Genomic DNA, 17417 nt, shown 5'->3' with positions numbered 1-17417 from the left:
TTTGCTTTATGGCTAGATCCACGAGAACGGTCTCCGTTCTCCTTCGTTTCGATCATGGCCTCCTTCACCATGTTCTTCCTTATCCCGGTCCCGCACATCTTCAACGGCTTCCATTTCCGTATCATCGCGGTGCGGGAACAACCACGGATCGCGGATGCGGCCGCGCGGCATAATGACGATGTCATCGGCATGAATGATCAATTTATCGACATGAATCACTTTCGCTTTTTTCCGATCCGACATGCCCTTCCCCCCCTTCCTTTCGCCTAGTTGCACTGTTAGACTATGCAAGGAGGCGAAGCGAAGTATAGGCATCTCTCACGGATTTCCGTTATTTCTTCTTGATGACGGCTGGCCGACCGCATCCGCATCCGCTCGGACGCCGCACAGGCTGCGTTGTCGAAGAAAGCACCCTTGTCACCGGTTTCGACGGAGTTGGCTTCTTCATTCCTCATCCCTCCATCCCGAAAAAGTGTAGCCCTCGCCGATCAACTATTTGCAAACTCTTCTCCAGTCAGAGCAATATAAAGCAAAGTTCAACGGCGAGAGGAAAAGCGAGCGGCTACTGCTATTGTATGGCTTGGCGAGCCAAGGGTGCCTCTCATTTTTCGTTTCGCTCCGGGTGTGGCATGATGGCATTTTCTTGCCTCAGTGTGCGGAAAAACCAGCTGTCCGGCCGTTCGTCCTCATCCGTCTTGCCCGTTTTTTCGCTCCATGGCGATTGCAGCAGCTGGCGGCGAAGCTCGTCATTTTCCTTCGCCAGCTGTTTGAGCTGCTCGTAGCGCTTGGCGCTTTGGTAAGCCAGTTCCTTTAACACAATGTTTTCGGCTTCCACCTCTTTCAGCCGGCGCTCCAGTTCAGCCATTCGCTCAGCGAGCCGCTGTTCACCCATCCCCCTTCTCTCTGCGTTCATCGCCCCGTGTTTGTCTTTCATCATTCGACATCTCCCCCTTTGATTCATCGTTGTCTGCACCCACCAGCAAAAAATCCGCATCTGTCCCAACACATTTACCTAAGCCGTTCCATAGTATACAGTAGTCCCAAACCACCAGGCGTTGGGGAACAAATGAACGATAGGAGGAACGAAGAAAATGGGTCATCATCACCGTCGCGATACAGAAAGAGTATGCATCAGAACGCGCAAAATTTACGACTGGGTGACGCGCCAAGTCGATGTGCCATTGCGAAGCTTCAGCGGCGAGGATTTGGAAGCGATTTTCCCGATGGACCACTGCCGGCGGGAAGGAACAATTTGCGATTTTTTGGGAGCGCAACATACAAACCCGCAACACTTGACAATCCGCTGCTTCCTGACAGACGCCGACGGAAACCCGATCGACTCGGTCGTTGACCAGGACGCATTGATTTGCCAGGAAATTACGCAGCCAAACGGCCGGCAGTCCGTAAACGTCACCCTTCCTTCTGGGGAAACGGTGACGTTGCAAAAAGTCAAAGCGCTCATCAAAGGGCATGTCGTCGTGCAAATTGTCAGCCCAGCCGGCACGGTCATTTGCCAATCGAAGCCAATTCCGTTCGCTACAGCACAAACGTTCATCTTGTGCGCCCCGGAAGGCACGCAGCTCAACTGCCATATTTCGTTCTTCGAATGCGACACGAGCCTAGTCTGCACAGACAACTTTGCACAACTTGATGTTTCCATCACCTTATGCCTTGAAGTCCAAGTGGAAGCTGATGTCAAAATCGAAGTCGAAGCTCGTTTCTGCCAACCGCGCGAAGAATTGGCCGAAGCCGTGCTTTGCCCGACAACCAAATTCCCGCCGCAATGCCCGGACGTATTCCCGGCCATGTAGCGTCCTGCACCGTTCAGGCTGTTGTTCCAACAACAGCCTTTTTTATATGGCATGCACCCGCAATGGATACATAAGATGAGAATGGAAGGGGTGGAAACCGTATGAAAAACAAAAACGACCAACATCTCCGTCTGCAGCAACAAATCATCCACTACCGGTCAGAAGCAGCCTCATGCCGGCAACAAGTGCAGCAACTGGAGGCCGAGTTGGCCAAGGAAAAAATGCGCAGCGCCTATTTGAAAGAGAAGCTGCGTGAAGCAGAAACAACCAACGTTGAAACGTACAAGAAAAAAATCGCCGCCTTGGAACGCCAGCTTCTGTTGTGTGAAATTGCACTGGAAGAAACGCGATATAACACCTCAAAAGAGACACAGACACCAGCGTTTGAACGAGCTGCTGCCGTGTCAGCGTTGTTTCACTATTCTGTCGTCGTTCCGACGCATCTTGATGAGGAGGAGCTGACCATCATCGGCGATTTCATCATTCGCAATCACGGAACAGCGCCGCTTCACCATTTGATTGTCTGTCTCCGCCTTTCGCCTCCAAAAACGGCGGTGCTCAGCGGGAAAATTGTTTTGCCAAACAGCGGACGGGCCGAGCAGGAAGCGCTGATCTCCAATAGCGCGGAAAGCTGGACGTTCACCCAAGAAAACTGGCGGGAAAAAGTGCGGCAAAGCGGGGAATACTGGCTTGCCCCGCTTTATGACGCCCCGCTTGAACCAGGCGAGGAGCGGCGCTTTTCCCAGTTTGAAATCACTGTTCCCCCGTCCAGCAATGCCCGCTCATTGACGGTTGATGGATTCGTGTATTGCGCAGAACTGCCAAAGGGCGTTCCTGCCGCCAACCATATTGCCATTCAATGGTGACCCGCTCGTTTTCCGCCTTCATGCCGGCCAGCGGCGCACCTGCTGTTTGGGCCGGCCGTTTTGGGCCGGCTCCGCTATTTCCTATTTCAAACAATAGGAGTTGGACGTTTCCTTCCATCAACGTCATCCCGACAAGCTGCGCTGCTGTTTTGGCATCACCGGCTGACGACGGCTTGACGACTTCCATCCACACCGCCAGCCATTCCTTCAGCGAACGTTGCCCAACCAGCATCAGCGGTTCGCTGTCCATTTTTTGACCAAAACGACGCCCGCCGGCATCCCTCATTGGCTGTGTCATGATCTCAATAGCCGCCTTTCTCCTTACGACAGCCATTTACTGACGATCGTCTCCATGATCGCCGCCCCGCCGGCAATCGCTAGAAGCATAATGAGCGGCTCAAAAACATTCGGCCAAAGCATTAGGCCAGTATAACAAAACGCCGCACACCAGATCCCCGTGCACCAGTAGCAGCTCAGCAGTTCGCCAAACCAGCGACGCAGCCCGCCTCCCTTGAAAGAAAGAAATGCTTGTTTGCTTCCGTCTGGAAGTTCCTGCTCCGTCCATTCGTGAAATGGACGGCGAATCCAGGCGGTGATCGCATCATATACAATCAGCCGTGTCAGGCGAAAGCTGGCTAAACAAAGAAGGACAAATGAAAATGGATCGTCCATGCTCCCCTCCCCCTTTCCGTCGGTCATGACCGCTAAAAAACCGATTACCTCTCCGTCGTTCCAACTTGGCAGCCAGTGAATTCTCTTTGACGCGGACGTTTGCCCAAACGCTCTCCTAAGCCAATCATATGATGGAGTATAGGTTTTTAACACAAGGGACAAGAAAGGAGGCGACGCGATGTACCATGTCTTTTTCAACCGACGCCCAACCCGACCCCGCCTTCCCCGTGCTCTTTACGAACAGCTGGCCGCGCTTCCACTCAACACTGAGGTTAACGTGCACACCACCAACGAGACGCATTACAATGCGCTTTTTCTCGGCTTCGAGCCGCGGACGAACAGCGTCTCGCTATTGGTTGACCGCTTTTATAAAGACGGGGGGCGCTCCCTTGCGATCGATGCGGCCGCGATCACCGCAATCGATCTCCCTGTTTCCATGCGGCCGGCTTCATCCGCTGATTCGGATGACGAGGAAGAATAACCAAGAAAGAAAGCACAGCCGGCTGACGCCAACCAACGCGGCCGGCGCTTATTTTTTTGGCGGCGCCGTTTTCTCATTGACTAGTGCGCTTGTCTATACATTCTCTTCTCGTATTACATACACTTTTACCAATCGACAATGGATGCTAGGAGGAACTGATCTTGGCTTCGAAACGATCTCGCTTGTTGTTTGACATTTTAAGCCGTTACGACCTGACTGGAACTGAAGTCGATATCATGAAGGAACTGAAAGAAAAAAAAGTATGGCTTGTGCAAAACAAAAAAACGAGGGAACGGTACGTGCTGAAACGGCTGAGCGAAGACAAAACGAATTTTCCGATTTTGCTTCATTCCAAGCTGTACCAAGAAGGATTTCATGTCCCAAAAATCTTCCAAACGAAAACAGACCAATATTACATCCACCGAAAAGGCCATTACTACTATTTGATGGACTACATCGTCCCAAGCGGAACGAAGCCCTCTTTCCAACAACGGATCGAAGGGCTCGCCCGCTTTCATGCTCACAGTCTGTTTGCCGATTGGATCGGCCCCTGCCCTTCATCGTTTCCGGAGCCAAAAGACGTGCTGAGCGCACATCGGCAAAAAGCAGCACAGTTAGAGGAGCAGGCAAAGGCCATCGATCATAGTGACACTCTTTCTCATATAATGGAACAGATGGCTGGAATCGCGAATCAAAGTTATGCATGGCTTGAAAAAAGCAATCTAGCTGATTTTTGCCGCACAGCGAAAGAACGAAAGGCCATTTGCCACGGGGATTACAACAGCAACAACCTTTTATTGGCGGAAAACCACGAAGTCATCATGATCGACTTTGACCTCGCCTACTATGGTCTTCCGCTTGATGATTTTCGCTTTTTGCTTATTTCTTTGACGAAAAACCCGAAAGACGATGCGGTAAAACGAACGAAGTTGCTATTTGACCTTTATTTCTCCGTTTGTTCCCTGTATGCTCCATACAAAAGGGTCTATTTAGCTGATGCCATGTTTCCGCACGTGTTTTACAGCGAAACGGTCGGCCAAGAAAAGCAAAAGCGGGCGGTAAACAGCCCAGCGTCCTTGAACTTGCTCACCCGCCTCGCCGAACAGGAAACAAAAAAATTCGCATTCTTGTCCGATTTTTTCAAAAGCGAGGGATAGAGAAAAATGAAACAAACGATCGCCCACTTTCTTCATGAAAAAATGAAAATCAATCAACGTTTTATTTACAACCAAATGGTTCATTTAAAAAAATACCGCCCGATCATGATCGGGTCATTCGCCGATGACGGCAGCCATCCGTTTCCTCTCATCAACTATTATCACCTCAACGACATCGACGATTTCGGCCGCTTCGCCAAAGAACAAAATATTGTCGCCATTCACGCTCACCATGGAAAGCATGCCGTCGAAATTCTTCCGCTTTGCATCGCCCATCGCATTCCGCTTGTCGTCAGCATCCGCGGCCGCGATGGATCGGCGAAGCATCAAAGTTTGCGGCGCAATCAAAAACGGTACAATTTGCTCAAACAGCACGGGGCGCTCTTTCTTCCTGTCTGCCGCTATCTTGCCAATGAACTGACTACACTAGGCTTTCCGCCGGAAAAAATCCAAGTTCTCTACGGCGGCATCGAGCTCGATTTATTTCCGTACCGAGAGCGGACGATTCCTGAGAACGGAGACATCATCATTCTCTCAATCGGCCGGCTCGTCGAGAAAAAAGGCTTTTTAACGCTCGTGCGCGCCTTTTGGCGCGTGCATGCGGTTCATCCGCGCTGCCGCCTCCGCATCATCGGCAGCGGCAAAGAGGAAGAAAACATCCGCCGGCTTGTCAGCGAGCTGAAGCTCGATCCGTTTGTCGACCTGCTGGGTGCCATGGATGCCGCTTCAATCGCCCGCGAAATGGAACGCGCCCATCTATTTTGCCTGGCGAGCGAGACCGCTTCAGACGGAGACATCGAAGGCATCCCCAACGTGTTGAAAGAGGCGATGGCAAGCGGACTGCCGGTCGTCTCAACGAATCACGCCGGCATCCCCGAATTGATCGAACACAAACGCACCGGCTATCTCGCACCAGAAAGAGACGATATTGAGCTAGCGAACGGCATTCGCTTTTTTCTGGAACATCCGGAACGAATTCCATCCTTCACGAAAAAAGCGCGCAAAGTGATTGAACAGCGGTTTGATATCACGAAACAAATCAAGGTGCAGGAGCGGTTGTATGATGAGTTCATCAAAAGGGGCTGACCCAAAAGGCTGTCTGCCTTCAGGATAGACACAAAATATAGTGCGGAAGAAGCGGTCAGTACGTATATATAGAGACGAAAGAGGGTGTCCCGATCCTTTTGGGACACCCCCTTTGTTGCTTAATTCTTCCCCTTTCCTTTCCAAACAGCAGAAAGGTTGTCCGCCGAAAATAGACCGCACCATTTCCAGCGTTTTAGGCGCTTGCCATGTAGCAAACCACGCTTGTCTGTTAATACGCTATAAAAGCCGGAGATTTCACGAAGGAGGCCTATTAGGATGAACATTTGCATCATTGGCGCTGGCTACGTCGGACTAACCACCGCTGCCGTCCTTGCTGAACTTGGGCATGAAGTGCATTGCATCGATCATGATGAACGGAAAATCCGCCTGCTCAATAACGGGGAAGTTCCGTTTTATGAGCCAGGGCTCGAAGAATTGATTGTCAAAAACTATAATGATCTGACGTTCAGCGGCCGCTGGGATGATATCAAACGGGCGGCCGTCGTTGTCATTTGTGTCGGCACCCCGCCGCGGCCCGACGGCGGCACCGACTTGCGCTATATTGAAGCGGTGCTCGACCGCTTGGCAACAACGATCAAATCGTACAAAACGATCGTCACGAAAAGCACCGTCCCTCCGGGGACGAATGAATGGATGCGTGCCGAGCTCATCCGCAAAGGAGTGAAACCGCAGTTGTTCCGCATCGTATCCAACCCAGAGTTTTTGCGGGAAGGGTCGGCTGTCTACGATATGTTTCACCCAGACAAAATCGTCGTCGGACTCGAACCGGATGATGACCAATCGCTTGCCGTCATGCAGGCGGTGTATGCCGGCATCAATGCCCCTTACCTCACAACAAGCCTGACCGGCGCGGAACTGATCAAATACGCCGCCAACGCGTTTTTGGCGACCAAAATTTCCTTTATTAACGAAATGGCGCGCATCTGTGACGCGTTTGCCGTCGATGTCAATGACATCGCCCGCGGGATCGGCCTCGACCCGCGCATCGGCCCGCATTTTTTGCGGGCCGGCCTCGGCTATGGAGGATCTTGCTTTCCAAAAGATATCAAAGCGCTCGAACATGCGGCGCGCTCGCGCCAAGTGGAGCCGCATTTGCTGAAGGCAGTGCAGACCATCAACGCCACCCAGCTTGACGTTTGCTTCCAAAAACTCAATGAGCAACTTGCCCCATTGACGGACAAAAAGATCGCCGTGCTTGGCATCTCCTTCAAGCCGAATACAGACGATACGCGTTTTTCCCCCGCTGAAGCGCTCATCCGCCGATTGAGTGAAAACGGCTGTACGGTTGCCGCCTACGACCCGAAGGCAACGCTCTCGGAGCCGCTCGCCCGCGTCACACAAGTCCAGTCGGTGCACGAAGCGATCCAAGGGGCGGATGGCTTGGTCATCGCCACCGATTGGGACGAATTCCGCACGCTTGACTGGGGGCAAGTGAAAGCGGCGATGAATGGGACGCTCGTGTTTGACGGTCGAAACTGTTTGGATCGCCATGCAGTCGAACAAAGCGGTTTGCGCTACATGGGGGTGGGGCGCCCGTGAACATTCTCGTCACCGGGGCGGCCGGATTTATCGGCTCCCATTTATGCGAAAAACTGCTCGAAAACGACGAGCATCATGTGATTGGCGTCGACGGCTTTCTCGGACCGACGCCGGCGCCGCTAAAAGCGAAGAACATTGCCCATTTGCAGTCTCATCCACGGTTTACCTTTCTTGAGCTGGATTTGTTGACAGCCGATTTGCCGTCCTTGCTGCAAAACGTCGAAGCGGTCTACCACTTAGCCGGCATGCCCGGCGTGCGAACGAGCTGGGGGACGGAGTTTGCCGCCTATGCTGCACACAACATTTCCGCTACCCAGCGGTTGCTTGAGGCATGCAAAGACCGGCCGCTCAAACGGTTCATCTACGCTTCGACCTCATCCGTCTACGGCGAGCGGAGCGGCCCGTTGTCGGAAACGCTTGAACCGGCCCCGCTCTCCCCATATGGCATTACGAAGCTCACCGGCGAACATTTATGCCGCGTCTATTTTCGCGAGTTCGCCGTACCGATCGTCATTTTGCGCTATTTCACCGTCTACGGCCCGCGCCAGCGCCCGGACATGTCGTTTCACCGCTTCATCCGCCAGCTGCTCGCTGGACAACCGCTCATTGTGTTCGGCGACGGAACACAATCGCGCGATTTCACCTATATTTCTGACTGCGTTGATGGAACAATCGCCGCAATCGAGCGGGATGGCGTCATTGGAGAAACGATCAATATCGGCGGAAAAGAACGAACATCGGTCAATGAGGTGATCCGTCTGCTGGAAACGCTGACGGGAAAACAAGCGATCATTCAGTATACCCCCGCCGCCCGCGGAGAGCCGAAACAAACATGGGCCGACTTGACAAAAGCGGAGCGGCTGCTTGGGTACAAGCCGGTTGTAACGCTTGAGGACGGCCTACAAAAAGAGATCGAATACATCCGTTCGCTGTATGAGGGTGAGCATTTATGAAAATCGCCTATGTCTGCACGGAAAAGCTGCCCGCCCCGGCAGTGCGGGGCGGGGCCATTCAAATGATGATCGATGGGATTGCTCCATTGATCGCCCGCCGCCACGAACTGACTATTTTTTCGATCACTGACCCGCTGTTGCCGCCTGAAGAGACAGACGGAGACATCCACTACATCCGTTTTCCAAAAGCCACGTATGAAACGGATGTGGCACGTGCGCTGGCCGCATACAACTTTGATGTCGTTCACGTCTTCAATCGTCCTGTTCCGCTCATCGATTACCAAGCGGCGGCTCCGCAAAGCGCCTTTGTGCTAAGCCTGCATAACGACATGTTTTCCCCGCTGAAAATGACAGCCAAGCAGGCGAAGCGGGCGCTAGACGCCTGCACCTTGCTGACTGCTGTCAGTGAATACATCAAACGGACGGTGACAAACCGTTACCCAATCGATCCTCAGAAAGTAAAAATCGTTTATTCCGGAGTCGATGCTTCCCAATACATCCCCGTCTGGACAGAAGAGGGCAAGCGCATACGCCAGGCGGAACGCGAAGCGTACGGACTCACTGATAAAAAAGTCGTTCTCTTTCTCGGCCGACTCAGCAAAACAAAAGGACCGCATTTGCTGATTCAATGCTTGCCATCCCTTTTGGTCCGCCATCCCGAGGCAGCGCTTGTCATCGTCGGCGGAAAATGGTTCGGCGACACCGGACGAAGCGAATACATCGACTGGCTTCATGAACTCGCGGCGCCGATGGCCGATCGCGTTCTGTTTACGAACTACGTTCCGCACAGTCATATCCCCAAACTGCTCTTAATGGCCGATGTGTTTGTATGCAGCTCGCAATGGCACGAGCCGCTCGCCCGCGTTCATTACGAAGCGATGGCCGCCGGCATTCCGGTCGTGACAACCAACCGCGGCGGCAATGCCGAAATCGTCCGCCACGGCGAGACCGGCTTTGTCATCGATGACTACCAAAACCCGCACGCTTTTTTTGAAGCGATTGATTACATGCTTGTGAACAAACATGAAGCGGAAACCATGGCGAAAAAGGCAAGAAGGCTCGTTGAACAGCAATTTCAATTCCACCATGTGGCCAAGCGGTTTGAAACGGTTTATATCGAAGCATGTTCCTCCCTTTCCCCAAACCAATAAGGGCTGTCTAAGAGAAATGTTTTCGGGACAGCCTTTTTCTCTTTCTCCGATGAAATCAACCATGCCGCTCCTTGTGCATCTATCCCCACTCGTCACACTTTCGCCGCCCCCCAGTTCGTCAAACTGCAGAGGCTTCGGGAAATATCCTCTATTTAATGAGCTTACCCAGTCCAATTTCGTTCTCCATACATATCCTAGTAGCAATCACACATATTTCACTTCGTCCATTCCCAAATACCTGACAGGAGGGATAGCATGAAAGACATCGTTATTGAACCATGGCTCGTCGATGAAACGACCCATGAATTTTTTATCCCTGAGTATATCATCCAGCTGGCAGAGGAAGTGCTGAAAAACTACGATTTATCCGTTCAAAACATGCAAATCGTTACGACAAAACCGGACAAGGGAGGAGCGATTTGGAAGCTCGAAACGAAATCAGGCCCGAAAAGTTTGAAGCTGCTGCACCGGAGGCCGACAAGGAGCCTATTCAGCCTAGGAGCACAAGAATATTTAGTGGAAGTGCGCAAGGCAAGAGTGCCGCCAATTGTAAAAACAAAGGATGGAAAAAGTTATGTCGAGGCAGGAGGAAAACTATGGTTTGTGGCGGAATGGATTGAACCGTTGACGCCAGTTACAAAGGATTTGGAAGGAGCAAGAAAGCTTTGTTATGCCCTTGGTGAATTCCATCGGCTAAGCAAAGGGTATGTCCCCCCAAAACAGGCGGAAATGGCTTCGCGGCTGCACAAATGGCCAAAAAACTATGAAAAAATGATTACGAAAATGAGCTGGTTTCGGAACATTGCCAAATACTACCCTGAAATGCCGGCAAGCCCACCATTATTAGAGGTAGTTGACCGATTTGAAGAACAGGCGCGAAAAGGCATGGAACGATTCCTGCAATCCAGCTATGTTGAATTCGTCAAGCAAGGAACGGCTCATTGGGGGTTGGTTCACCAAGACTACGGTTGGTCCAACGGCCAAATGGGCGCGGACGGAATGTGGATTATTGATCTCGACGGAGTTGCCTTTGACCTTCCGATTCGTGATTTACGAAAACTCATTAGCGGCACAATGGCGGATTTATACAAATGGGATGCAACATGGGTGCGGGAAATGATTCTAGCGTACCACGAAGCAAATCCAATCACACCTGAATTATACGAGCTTTTGATGATTGACTTGGCCATGCCAAACGAATTTTATAAAAATATGAAAGAAGTCGTCTATGAACCGGAAATTTTTCTCAATGAACAAACAGCACAGTTAATTCAAACGATTGTCGAAACCGACCAGTCAAAGTGGCCTGTATTGGCAGAAATCGAAAATGACTGGAAAGGAGTGGGATAAATATGAGGATTTTGATGGTTTGTACAGAAAAACTCCCCGTTCCCCCTGTACTCGGCGGAGCCATTCAAACGTATATTTCCGGCATTCTTCCACATGTAAGCCAATTCCATGATATTACCGTTTTAGGCATCAGCGATTCGTCGCTTCCCGAGCAAGAAACGATCCATGGCGTTCGCTACGTGCGCGTACCGGGAAAAATATTTGAAATATACCGGGAAAACGTTGTTCGTTATGTGGAAGCGAACAAGTTCGATCTCATCCATATCTTTAACCGCCCCCGCCTTGTTCTGCCCATCCGGCAGGCAGCGCCCGACGCCAAAATGACGTTAAGTATGCACAATGATATGTTTCAACCGGAAAAAATCGATCCAGAAGAAGCAACGGCGGCCATCGCAGAAGTGGCCTACATCGTAACCGTGAGCGATTATATTGGCAATGTCATCCGCAGTCTATATCCGCAGGCATCGCCAAAATTGCGCACGATTTATTCTGGAGTAGACAGCGAACGATTTTTGCCGGGAAATCATCCAAAAATGCAGAAAATACGCAACGACATTCGGCGGGCACATGGGTTGGAAAACAAAACGGTCATTTTGTTCGCCGGAAGGCTGTCGCGCAATAAAGGGGTCGATAAACTCATTCTAGCATTGCCGGAGCTGTCAAAAAAATTTAAAAACTTAGCCCTGGTGATTGTCGGGAGCAACTGGTTTAGCGAAAATGACATTACTGATTATGTCGCCTATGTAAGAGCACTGGCGAAACGAATGCCTGTCCCCGTTGTCACGACAGGCTTTGTCCCACCGAATGAAATCCAAAATTGGTTTGCGGCGGCTGATTTGTTTGTATGCACCTCGCAATGGCAGGAACCGTTGGCGCGCGTCCACTACGAGGCCATGGCAGCAGGCCTTCCGATCGTAACGACCGCGAGAGGCGGCAATCCGGAAGTCATTTTCGCCAATGAAAACGGCCTTATCGTAGAAAATCCGGAGGACCCAAGTGATTTTGCCAACAAGATTGCCCAAATATTATCGGATCAATCATTGATGAGAAGAATGGGAGAAAAAGGCCGGCAGCTTGCGATTTCGATCTATCATTGGGAGCGAGTCGCTTCCGAGTTATTGGAAGTTTGGGAGCAGGCGGAGAAAACAGAACAAGCTGTAGTGAGTGAAGAACAAGCAGCCGGCATGACAATAGAACCGCTGAAAGAAGATGCAACAGAACAACTGAACCGGCCAACCCCTAAAGCGGATGCAAAAGAAAAAGTCCACTCGAAAAAGAACGCGGCAGCGTCATCCGACAAAACGAAAAAGGGAAAAACCAAAAAAGAGCGTGCCATATCAATGGAAGACCATCAACAAACAGCCAAACAAAAAGAAGCTGCGGCAGAGCGAACTGAACTCGCGAAAAGCGCCCCAGCTCCTAAACAGCCCCAAACCGGCCGCCACATAAAACCTTTTACCATTGCAAGCGGCAACCAACAAACGCTGGACGCGTCGCCTAAAACGCATTTGAACCGCAAATTGGCTCAAGCGAAACATGACACCAAACATTTTACGATTGCAAGCTCACACTAACACGAATCGAAAATCGCCAACGAAGAAAATGACGGACATCCAAAATAAAAATGAGAATACACTCCCACAGCAAATGAAGGAAACAAACCCTCATCATCCTTTCCTGGCGCCGCAACGCATTCAGGCAAAGATGCGTTTCAACGCAAGGAAATGCGTTACTGCACAAACCCGATCATCGTCACCGCGAGAAGCTGCGCGCGCCCGATGACCGTTTCGTTTCCCTGTTCATCGGCGATCGTCAACTCGGTCGCCGTGCACTTCTTTAATATGCCTTCATAGCTCTTATCCTTCATGACAAATTGGCATTTCAGCGGCGGCAAATGGCCGGGCAGCTCCGCCAAAAAGGCCAGCCGCTCGTCGAGCGCCATCGCTTGGAATTCTTTTTTGGCAAAAAATTCAGTCGGTTCCTCCTCGCCGCCTCGTTCATCGCTGGAACTCCCTTCCTCTTCCTGTTGCGTTCGGCTAGTCCACATAAACGTTTCTTGCATATGCGCCGCCGCCCGCATCGCTTTTGGCTGCACAATGTAAAGCAACGGCTCCGTCTCCACAACGTTTTGTTTCCGCACGTCGATCCCCCTTTTCCATGCTTGCCTTACCTTATATATGTATGCCCGTGATCTCAATAATTGCCCAAGTCAAGCAAAAAACAGCCGCTCCATCAACAGGAACGGCTGCTCGCACGTTTTTAATATCCTAAAATGTGGTATCCCGAGTCGACGTGAATAATTTCCCCGGTGATGCCGCGCGACAAGTCGCTGAACAAAAACAGCGCCGCATCGCCGACTTCTTCTTGGGTCGTCGTCCGGCGGAGCGGAGCGCGTTCTTCGATTTGCTTTAAAATCGAGTTGAAATCGCTCACCCCTTTGGCCGACAGTGTGCGAATCGGTCCAGCGGAAATGGCATTGACGCGGATGCCGTATTTGCCTAAATCGTTCGCCAAATATTTCACGCTCGCATCAAGCGACGCTTTCGCCACACCCATAATGTTGTAGTTTTGCACGACGCGCTCGCCGCCTAAGTACGTGAGGGTGACGATGCTGCCGCCTTCCGTCATCAGCTCTTTCGCCTCGCGCGCAACCGCGGTGAGCGAATATGCGCTGATATTGTGGGCGAGCAAAAAGCCTTCGCGGCTGACGTTCATATATTCCCCGCTCAAGTCTTCTTTATTGGCGTAGGCGATGCAATGAGCGACGCCGTGGATGACGCCGACTTGTTGTTTGATTTGCGCAAAACATTGAACGATGTCTTCATCTTTTGCCACATCGCATGGCAGCAGAAGCGAACGTTCGTCCCCAAGCGTATCCACAAGCGCCCGCACCTCTTTTTCAAACCGCTCTCCGGCATACGTAAACACCAACCGAGCGCCGGCAGCGTGAAGCGAACGAGCGATGCCCCAGGCGATGCTTCGTTTGTTCGCCACCCCCATCACGACATATGTACGTCCTTCCAACGATAAGACCATTCGTTCATCCTCCCAATTATCATTTATTCTTAGCACCAGGTGTTAATTCTATTATAGGCGATGCGGCGGGCGATGTAAATGCACGCTTCCCTTTTGCCTTCCGATTCCTTCATGCTGGCGGCGGTTTTTCCCACTTTGCAAAACCGGCGCGATTCGCTAATATGGTATATGGCACATTTGAATGGAGAGGATCGTTCCATGGATCATGATCGTTTTTCCAAATCGAAGCTGGATTACCATATGCTGTTCCTTTTATTCTTGATGGCGGTCGTCAGCGCCATCGCCATCCATAGCGCAGAACCGATGCTGCCGGAGAAACTGCAAAACGTCAACTTCGCTTCGAAACAGCTGCAATGGTACGCCATCGGCGCTGTCGTGATCGCCTTGACGATGATCATTGACTATGATCGGCTGTTTCAAATCGCTTGGTATTTGTATGGATTCGGGATGTTGCTGTTGCTTGGGCTGGAATTGAACGTCCCAGGATCAGTAACCATTAAGGGGGCGACGAGCTGGTATCATCTACCTGGAGGCAACTTTCAACCATCCGAGCTGATGAAAATTTTTATGATCATCGTCCTAAGTCGCATCATCGTCAACCATCGGGAAAAATATCCCGAACCGACGATCAGCGATGATTTTAAATTGCTTGGCAAAATCGCTTTGACCGTCTTGCCGCCGCTTATTTTGCTCGCCAAGCAGCCGGACATGGGCATGTCGATGGTGTTTATGGCCATCACCGCCACCTTGGTGCTCGTTTCCGGCATCCGCTGGCGCATCATTTTCGGCATTGTCCTTTCCGGTGTAACAATGGTGGCAGTCGTTGTGTTCATTTTCTTTTATTTTCCTGATTTCTTCCATAAGTACATTATTAAAGAAGATTACCAGTTGAACCGGTTTTACGGCTGGCTGGCTCCATATGAATATTCCAACGAACAAGGCTTCCAGCTCATCCGTTCGCTTATGGCCATTGGGTCAGGGGAACTGTATGGGAAAGGATTGGGCAACTTACAAGTCTATTTGCCGGAGGCGCACACAGACTTTGTGTTTGGCGTCATCTCAGAACAGTTCGGATTTGTCGGCTCAAGCATCGTCGTGTCTCTCTTTTTCCTGCTCATTTATCGCATGATCCATATTGCCTTGGAGAGCAACGATTTATATGGCAGCTATTTATGCGCCGGCGTCGCGGGCATGATTACGTTCCAAGTGTTCCAAAACATTGGCATGACGATTGGACTTTTGCCGATCACGGGGTTGCCGCTTCCGTTCATCAGCTATGGAGGAAGCTCGCTGGCGACTTATATGCTGGCGATCGGCCTCGTCTTAAACGTTCATTCGCGAACGCGGAAGTTTATGTTCGCAAGCGATGAATAAAGCCGCTTGCTGCGTCCGCAGGCGGCTTTCTTTTGGCCTTCATCCCGGCCCAAGGCCCCTTCTTTGTTCCGCTCCCCGCCGCGGCCACTGCTTTTTGAACAGCGCCTTCGATGGGTAGGGCAAGGCTGCCTCATCTTTTCTTTTCCCTGTCGAACGGACATACTGGTAGTATAACGATTCGGGCTAGAAAGGAGCTCATCCTATGCAGGTGGACATCATCGGCGACATTCATGGCTGCTTCCGCGAATTCGCCGCATTGACGGAAACACTCGGCTACCATTGGGACGAAGGGGTGCCAATTCATCCCGACGGACGAAAGCTCGGCTTCGTCGGCGATTTGACCGACCGCGGTCCTGAATCGCTGAACATGATCGAGATCGTCTGCGCCCTTGTTGAGCGAAATTTGGCTTACTACGTGCCAGGCAACCATTGCAATAAGCTGTACCGCTTTTTTTTAGGACGAAACGTGCAAATCGCCCACGGGCTTGAGACGACGGTCGCGGAATATCGCGCCTTGCCTCCAAGCGAACAAGAGATGATCCGCCGCAAGTTCATCCGCCTGTATGAACAGGCGCCGCTGTATGCGGTGCTCGATGAGGGGCGCCTTGTCATCGCCCACGCCGGCATCCGTCACGACTATATCGGGCGGACGGACAAAAAAGTCAAGACGTTCGTCCTGTATGGGGACATCACCGGCGAAACGAACCCGGACGGGACGCCGGTGCGCCGCGACTGGGCGAAACGGTATCACGGCAGCGCATGGGTTGTATACGGCCACACGCCGGTCGAAAAACCGCGGTTTGTCGGGCGGACGGTCAACATCGACACCGGCTGCGTATTCGGCGGTGCGCTGACCGCCTTGCGCTATCCGGAAATGGAAACGGTCTCCGTTCCTTCCTCGATGCCGTTCGTCCCGGAAAAATTCCGCACGTTCTCCTAATCAGCGCACCGTCTGCGCGTTGCCTCGAGGAGGAGTTCCATATCGTCAGGAAGCGGGGCGGAACATGTATACCAGCGCCCGGCAAACGGGTGAAAAAACGACAGCTGCCGGCTATGAAGCGCCTGGCGGCCGATCATCTCCCGGCTCCCGCCGTACAGTTCATCGCCGGCGAGCGGGTGGCCGAGATAAGCCAAATGAACGCGGATTTGGTGCGTGCGCCCCGTCTCCAGCCGGAGCGAAACGTATGTATAGCCATAAAGCCGCTCAAGTACACGAAAATGAGTGACAGCCGACTTCCCGTCTTCCCGCACTTCGCGGGCAATGATGCTGTCGCTTTGGCGGCCGATGGGGGCGTCAATCGTCCCTTCATCCTCGACGATGACGCCATGGCAAATGGCCTCATACGTGCGCACAACGTGCCCTTTTTGCTGCAATGCCGACAACAAATGATGAACGTGGCGGTGCTTGGCGACGAGCACGAGCCCGGACGTGTCGCGGTCAAGCCGGGTGACGATATGGACGGTCGAGTCGAGCTGCTGCTTTCGATAATGGTGAAGCAAGCCATTGGCGAGCGTCCCGCCCGGGTGGTGGCGCGACGGAATCGTCGCCAATCCCGCTGGTTTGTTGACAACAAGGACGTAATCGTCTTCATACAGAATGTCAAGCGGCATCGCTTCTGCGTCCATCCAATCGCTTGTCCGCTCCGGCGGAAAGACAACCGACAGCGTCTCGCCGGCGCGCAGCACATGGCGGACGGTGACGGGCCGACCGTCAACCAACAGCGCCCCGCCATGGAATTTAATATCGGTAAGCGCCGTCCGCGAAATGCCGTTCTCTTGCAAAAACTGGCGCAGCAGCTTTCCGTCGTGCTGTTCATCGATGGAAAAGGTCATGGTAAACGGCGGCAATGTTCGTCACCTTTCTGATCAAAAATCTCCGTCTTGCTCATCGTGTTCCATCCACTTTTCTTTGGCGCCGCG

General features: G+C 52.0%; 19 protein-coding genes. 12 read left to right on the top strand and 7 right to left on the bottom strand.

The features are described from left to right. Positions 1–12: 12 nt before the first annotated feature. Positions 13–243, bottom strand: coding sequence for a hypothetical protein (locus GHH_RS03930; RefSeq protein ID WP_011230350.1), 231 nt, complete (start codon positions 241–243; stop codon positions 13–15). A gap of 358 nt (positions 244–601) precedes the next feature. After that, a complete protein-coding gene (locus GHH_RS03925; RefSeq protein WP_013146047.1) occupies positions 602–937 on the bottom strand; it encodes a spore coat protein in 336 nt (111 codons plus the stop codon). Positions 938–1091: 154 nt separating this feature from the next. Here GHH_RS03925 and GHH_RS03920 point away from each other — a divergent pair, with 154 nt between their 5' ends. After that, positions 1092–1811 carry a hypothetical protein gene (locus GHH_RS03920; protein ID WP_015374178.1) on the top strand — a complete coding sequence of 240 codons (720 nt, stop codon included), beginning with the start codon at positions 1092–1094 and terminating at the stop codon, positions 1809–1811. 101 nt (positions 1812–1912) lie between these two features. Then, a complete protein-coding gene (locus GHH_RS03915) occupies positions 1913–2677 on the top strand; it encodes a hypothetical protein (protein WP_013146049.1) in 765 nt (254 codons plus the stop codon). On the opposite strand, the gene GHH_RS17900 is transcribed toward GHH_RS03915, so the two are convergent. Together GHH_RS17900 and GHH_RS03910 are read right to left on the bottom strand one after the other, a co-directional pair. Further along, a complete protein-coding gene (locus GHH_RS17900) occupies positions 2565–2975 on the bottom strand; it encodes a hypothetical protein (protein ID WP_015374177.1) in 411 nt (136 codons plus the stop codon). The genes GHH_RS03915 and GHH_RS17900 overlap by 113 nt on opposite strands. A gap of 23 nt (positions 2976–2998) precedes the next feature. Beyond that, the gene (locus GHH_RS03910) at positions 2999–3349 is read right to left on the bottom strand and encodes a DUF1360 domain-containing protein (protein WP_013146050.1); all 351 of its coding nucleotides are present in this window, start codon (positions 3347–3349) and stop codon (positions 2999–3001) included. A 178-nt stretch (positions 3350–3527) separates the two neighbouring features. Here GHH_RS03910 and GHH_RS03905 point away from each other — a divergent pair, with 178 nt between their 5' ends. The 8 genes from GHH_RS03905 to GHH_RS03870 all read left to right on the top strand — a co-directional run bounded on the left by GHH_RS03905 (position 3528) and on the right by GHH_RS03870 (position 12661). Then, on the top strand, positions 3528–3830 hold the full coding sequence (locus tag GHH_RS03905; RefSeq protein ID WP_015374176.1) for a hypothetical protein: 303 nt from the start codon (positions 3528–3530) through the stop codon (positions 3828–3830). A gap of 161 nt (positions 3831–3991) precedes the next feature. Continuing rightward, complete coding sequence (locus tag GHH_RS03900) at positions 3992–4987, top strand: aminoglycoside phosphotransferase family protein (RefSeq protein WP_015374175.1); 996 nt, start codon at positions 3992–3994, stop codon at positions 4985–4987. 6 nt (positions 4988–4993) lie between these two features. After that, the gene (locus GHH_RS03895; protein ID WP_015374174.1) at positions 4994–6073 is read left to right on the top strand and encodes a glycosyltransferase; all 1080 of its coding nucleotides are present in this window, start codon (positions 4994–4996) and stop codon (positions 6071–6073) included. 276 nt (positions 6074–6349) lie between these two features. Next, the gene (locus tag GHH_RS03890) at positions 6350–7633 is read left to right on the top strand and encodes a UDP-glucose/GDP-mannose dehydrogenase family protein (RefSeq protein WP_015374173.1); all 1284 of its coding nucleotides are present in this window, start codon (positions 6350–6352) and stop codon (positions 7631–7633) included. After that, a complete protein-coding gene (locus tag GHH_RS03885) occupies positions 7630–8586 on the top strand; it encodes an NAD(P)-dependent oxidoreductase (protein WP_015374172.1) in 957 nt (318 codons plus the stop codon). Before GHH_RS03890 ends, GHH_RS03885 begins: the two co-directional genes overlap by 4 nt. Then, positions 8583–9737, top strand: a complete 1155-nt coding sequence (locus GHH_RS03880; protein ID WP_015374171.1) for a glycosyltransferase family 4 protein — start codon at positions 8583–8585, stop codon at positions 9735–9737. Before GHH_RS03885 ends, GHH_RS03880 begins: the two co-directional genes overlap by 4 nt. A 255-nt stretch (positions 9738–9992) precedes the next feature. Next, positions 9993–11087: a CotS family spore coat protein gene (locus GHH_RS03875; RefSeq protein WP_014195186.1), complete on the top strand. Its 1095-nt coding sequence runs from the start codon at positions 9993–9995 to the stop codon at positions 11085–11087. 2 nt (positions 11088–11089) lie between these two features. Continuing rightward, the gene (locus tag GHH_RS03870; protein WP_015374170.1) at positions 11090–12661 is read left to right on the top strand and encodes a glycosyltransferase family 4 protein; all 1572 of its coding nucleotides are present in this window, start codon (positions 11090–11092) and stop codon (positions 12659–12661) included. Positions 12662–12816: 155 nt separating this feature from the next. Here the strand turns inward: GHH_RS03870 and GHH_RS03865 are convergent, their stop codons facing one another. Both GHH_RS03865 and fabI read right to left on the bottom strand, forming a co-directional pair. Beyond that, positions 12817–13227, bottom strand: coding sequence for a CotO family spore coat protein (locus GHH_RS03865; RefSeq protein ID WP_015374169.1), 411 nt, complete (start codon positions 13225–13227; stop codon positions 12817–12819). A gap of 119 nt (positions 13228–13346) precedes the next feature. Next, the gene (gene fabI / locus GHH_RS03860; protein WP_015374168.1) at positions 13347–14123 is read right to left on the bottom strand and encodes an enoyl-ACP reductase FabI; all 777 of its coding nucleotides are present in this window, start codon (positions 14121–14123) and stop codon (positions 13347–13349) included. Between the two features lie 198 nt (positions 14124–14321). Between fabI and GHH_RS03855 the strand changes: the two genes are divergently transcribed. Together GHH_RS03855 and prpE are read left to right on the top strand one after the other, a co-directional pair. Beyond that, entirely contained in the window at positions 14322–15497 is a 1176-nt protein-coding gene (locus GHH_RS03855; RefSeq protein ID WP_011230334.1) for an FtsW/RodA/SpoVE family cell cycle protein, read from the top strand. A 202-nt stretch (positions 15498–15699) separates the two neighbouring features. Continuing rightward, complete coding sequence (gene prpE, locus GHH_RS03850) at positions 15700–16437, top strand: bis(5'-nucleosyl)-tetraphosphatase PrpE (RefSeq protein WP_015374167.1); 738 nt, start codon at positions 15700–15702, stop codon at positions 16435–16437. On the opposite strand, the gene GHH_RS03845 is transcribed toward prpE, so the two are convergent. Beyond that, a complete protein-coding gene (locus GHH_RS03845) occupies positions 16434–17345 on the bottom strand; it encodes an RluA family pseudouridine synthase (protein ID WP_015374166.1) in 912 nt (303 codons plus the stop codon). The genes prpE and GHH_RS03845 overlap by 4 nt on opposite strands. Positions 17346–17417 lie beyond the last annotated feature (72 nt).

The sequence above is a fragment of the Geobacillus sp. GHH01 genome, assembly GCF_000336445.1.
Taxonomy (GTDB): domain Bacteria; phylum Bacillota; class Bacilli; order Bacillales; family Anoxybacillaceae; genus Geobacillus; species Geobacillus zalihae.
This window is presented reverse-complemented; position numbering and strand designations above follow the sequence as displayed.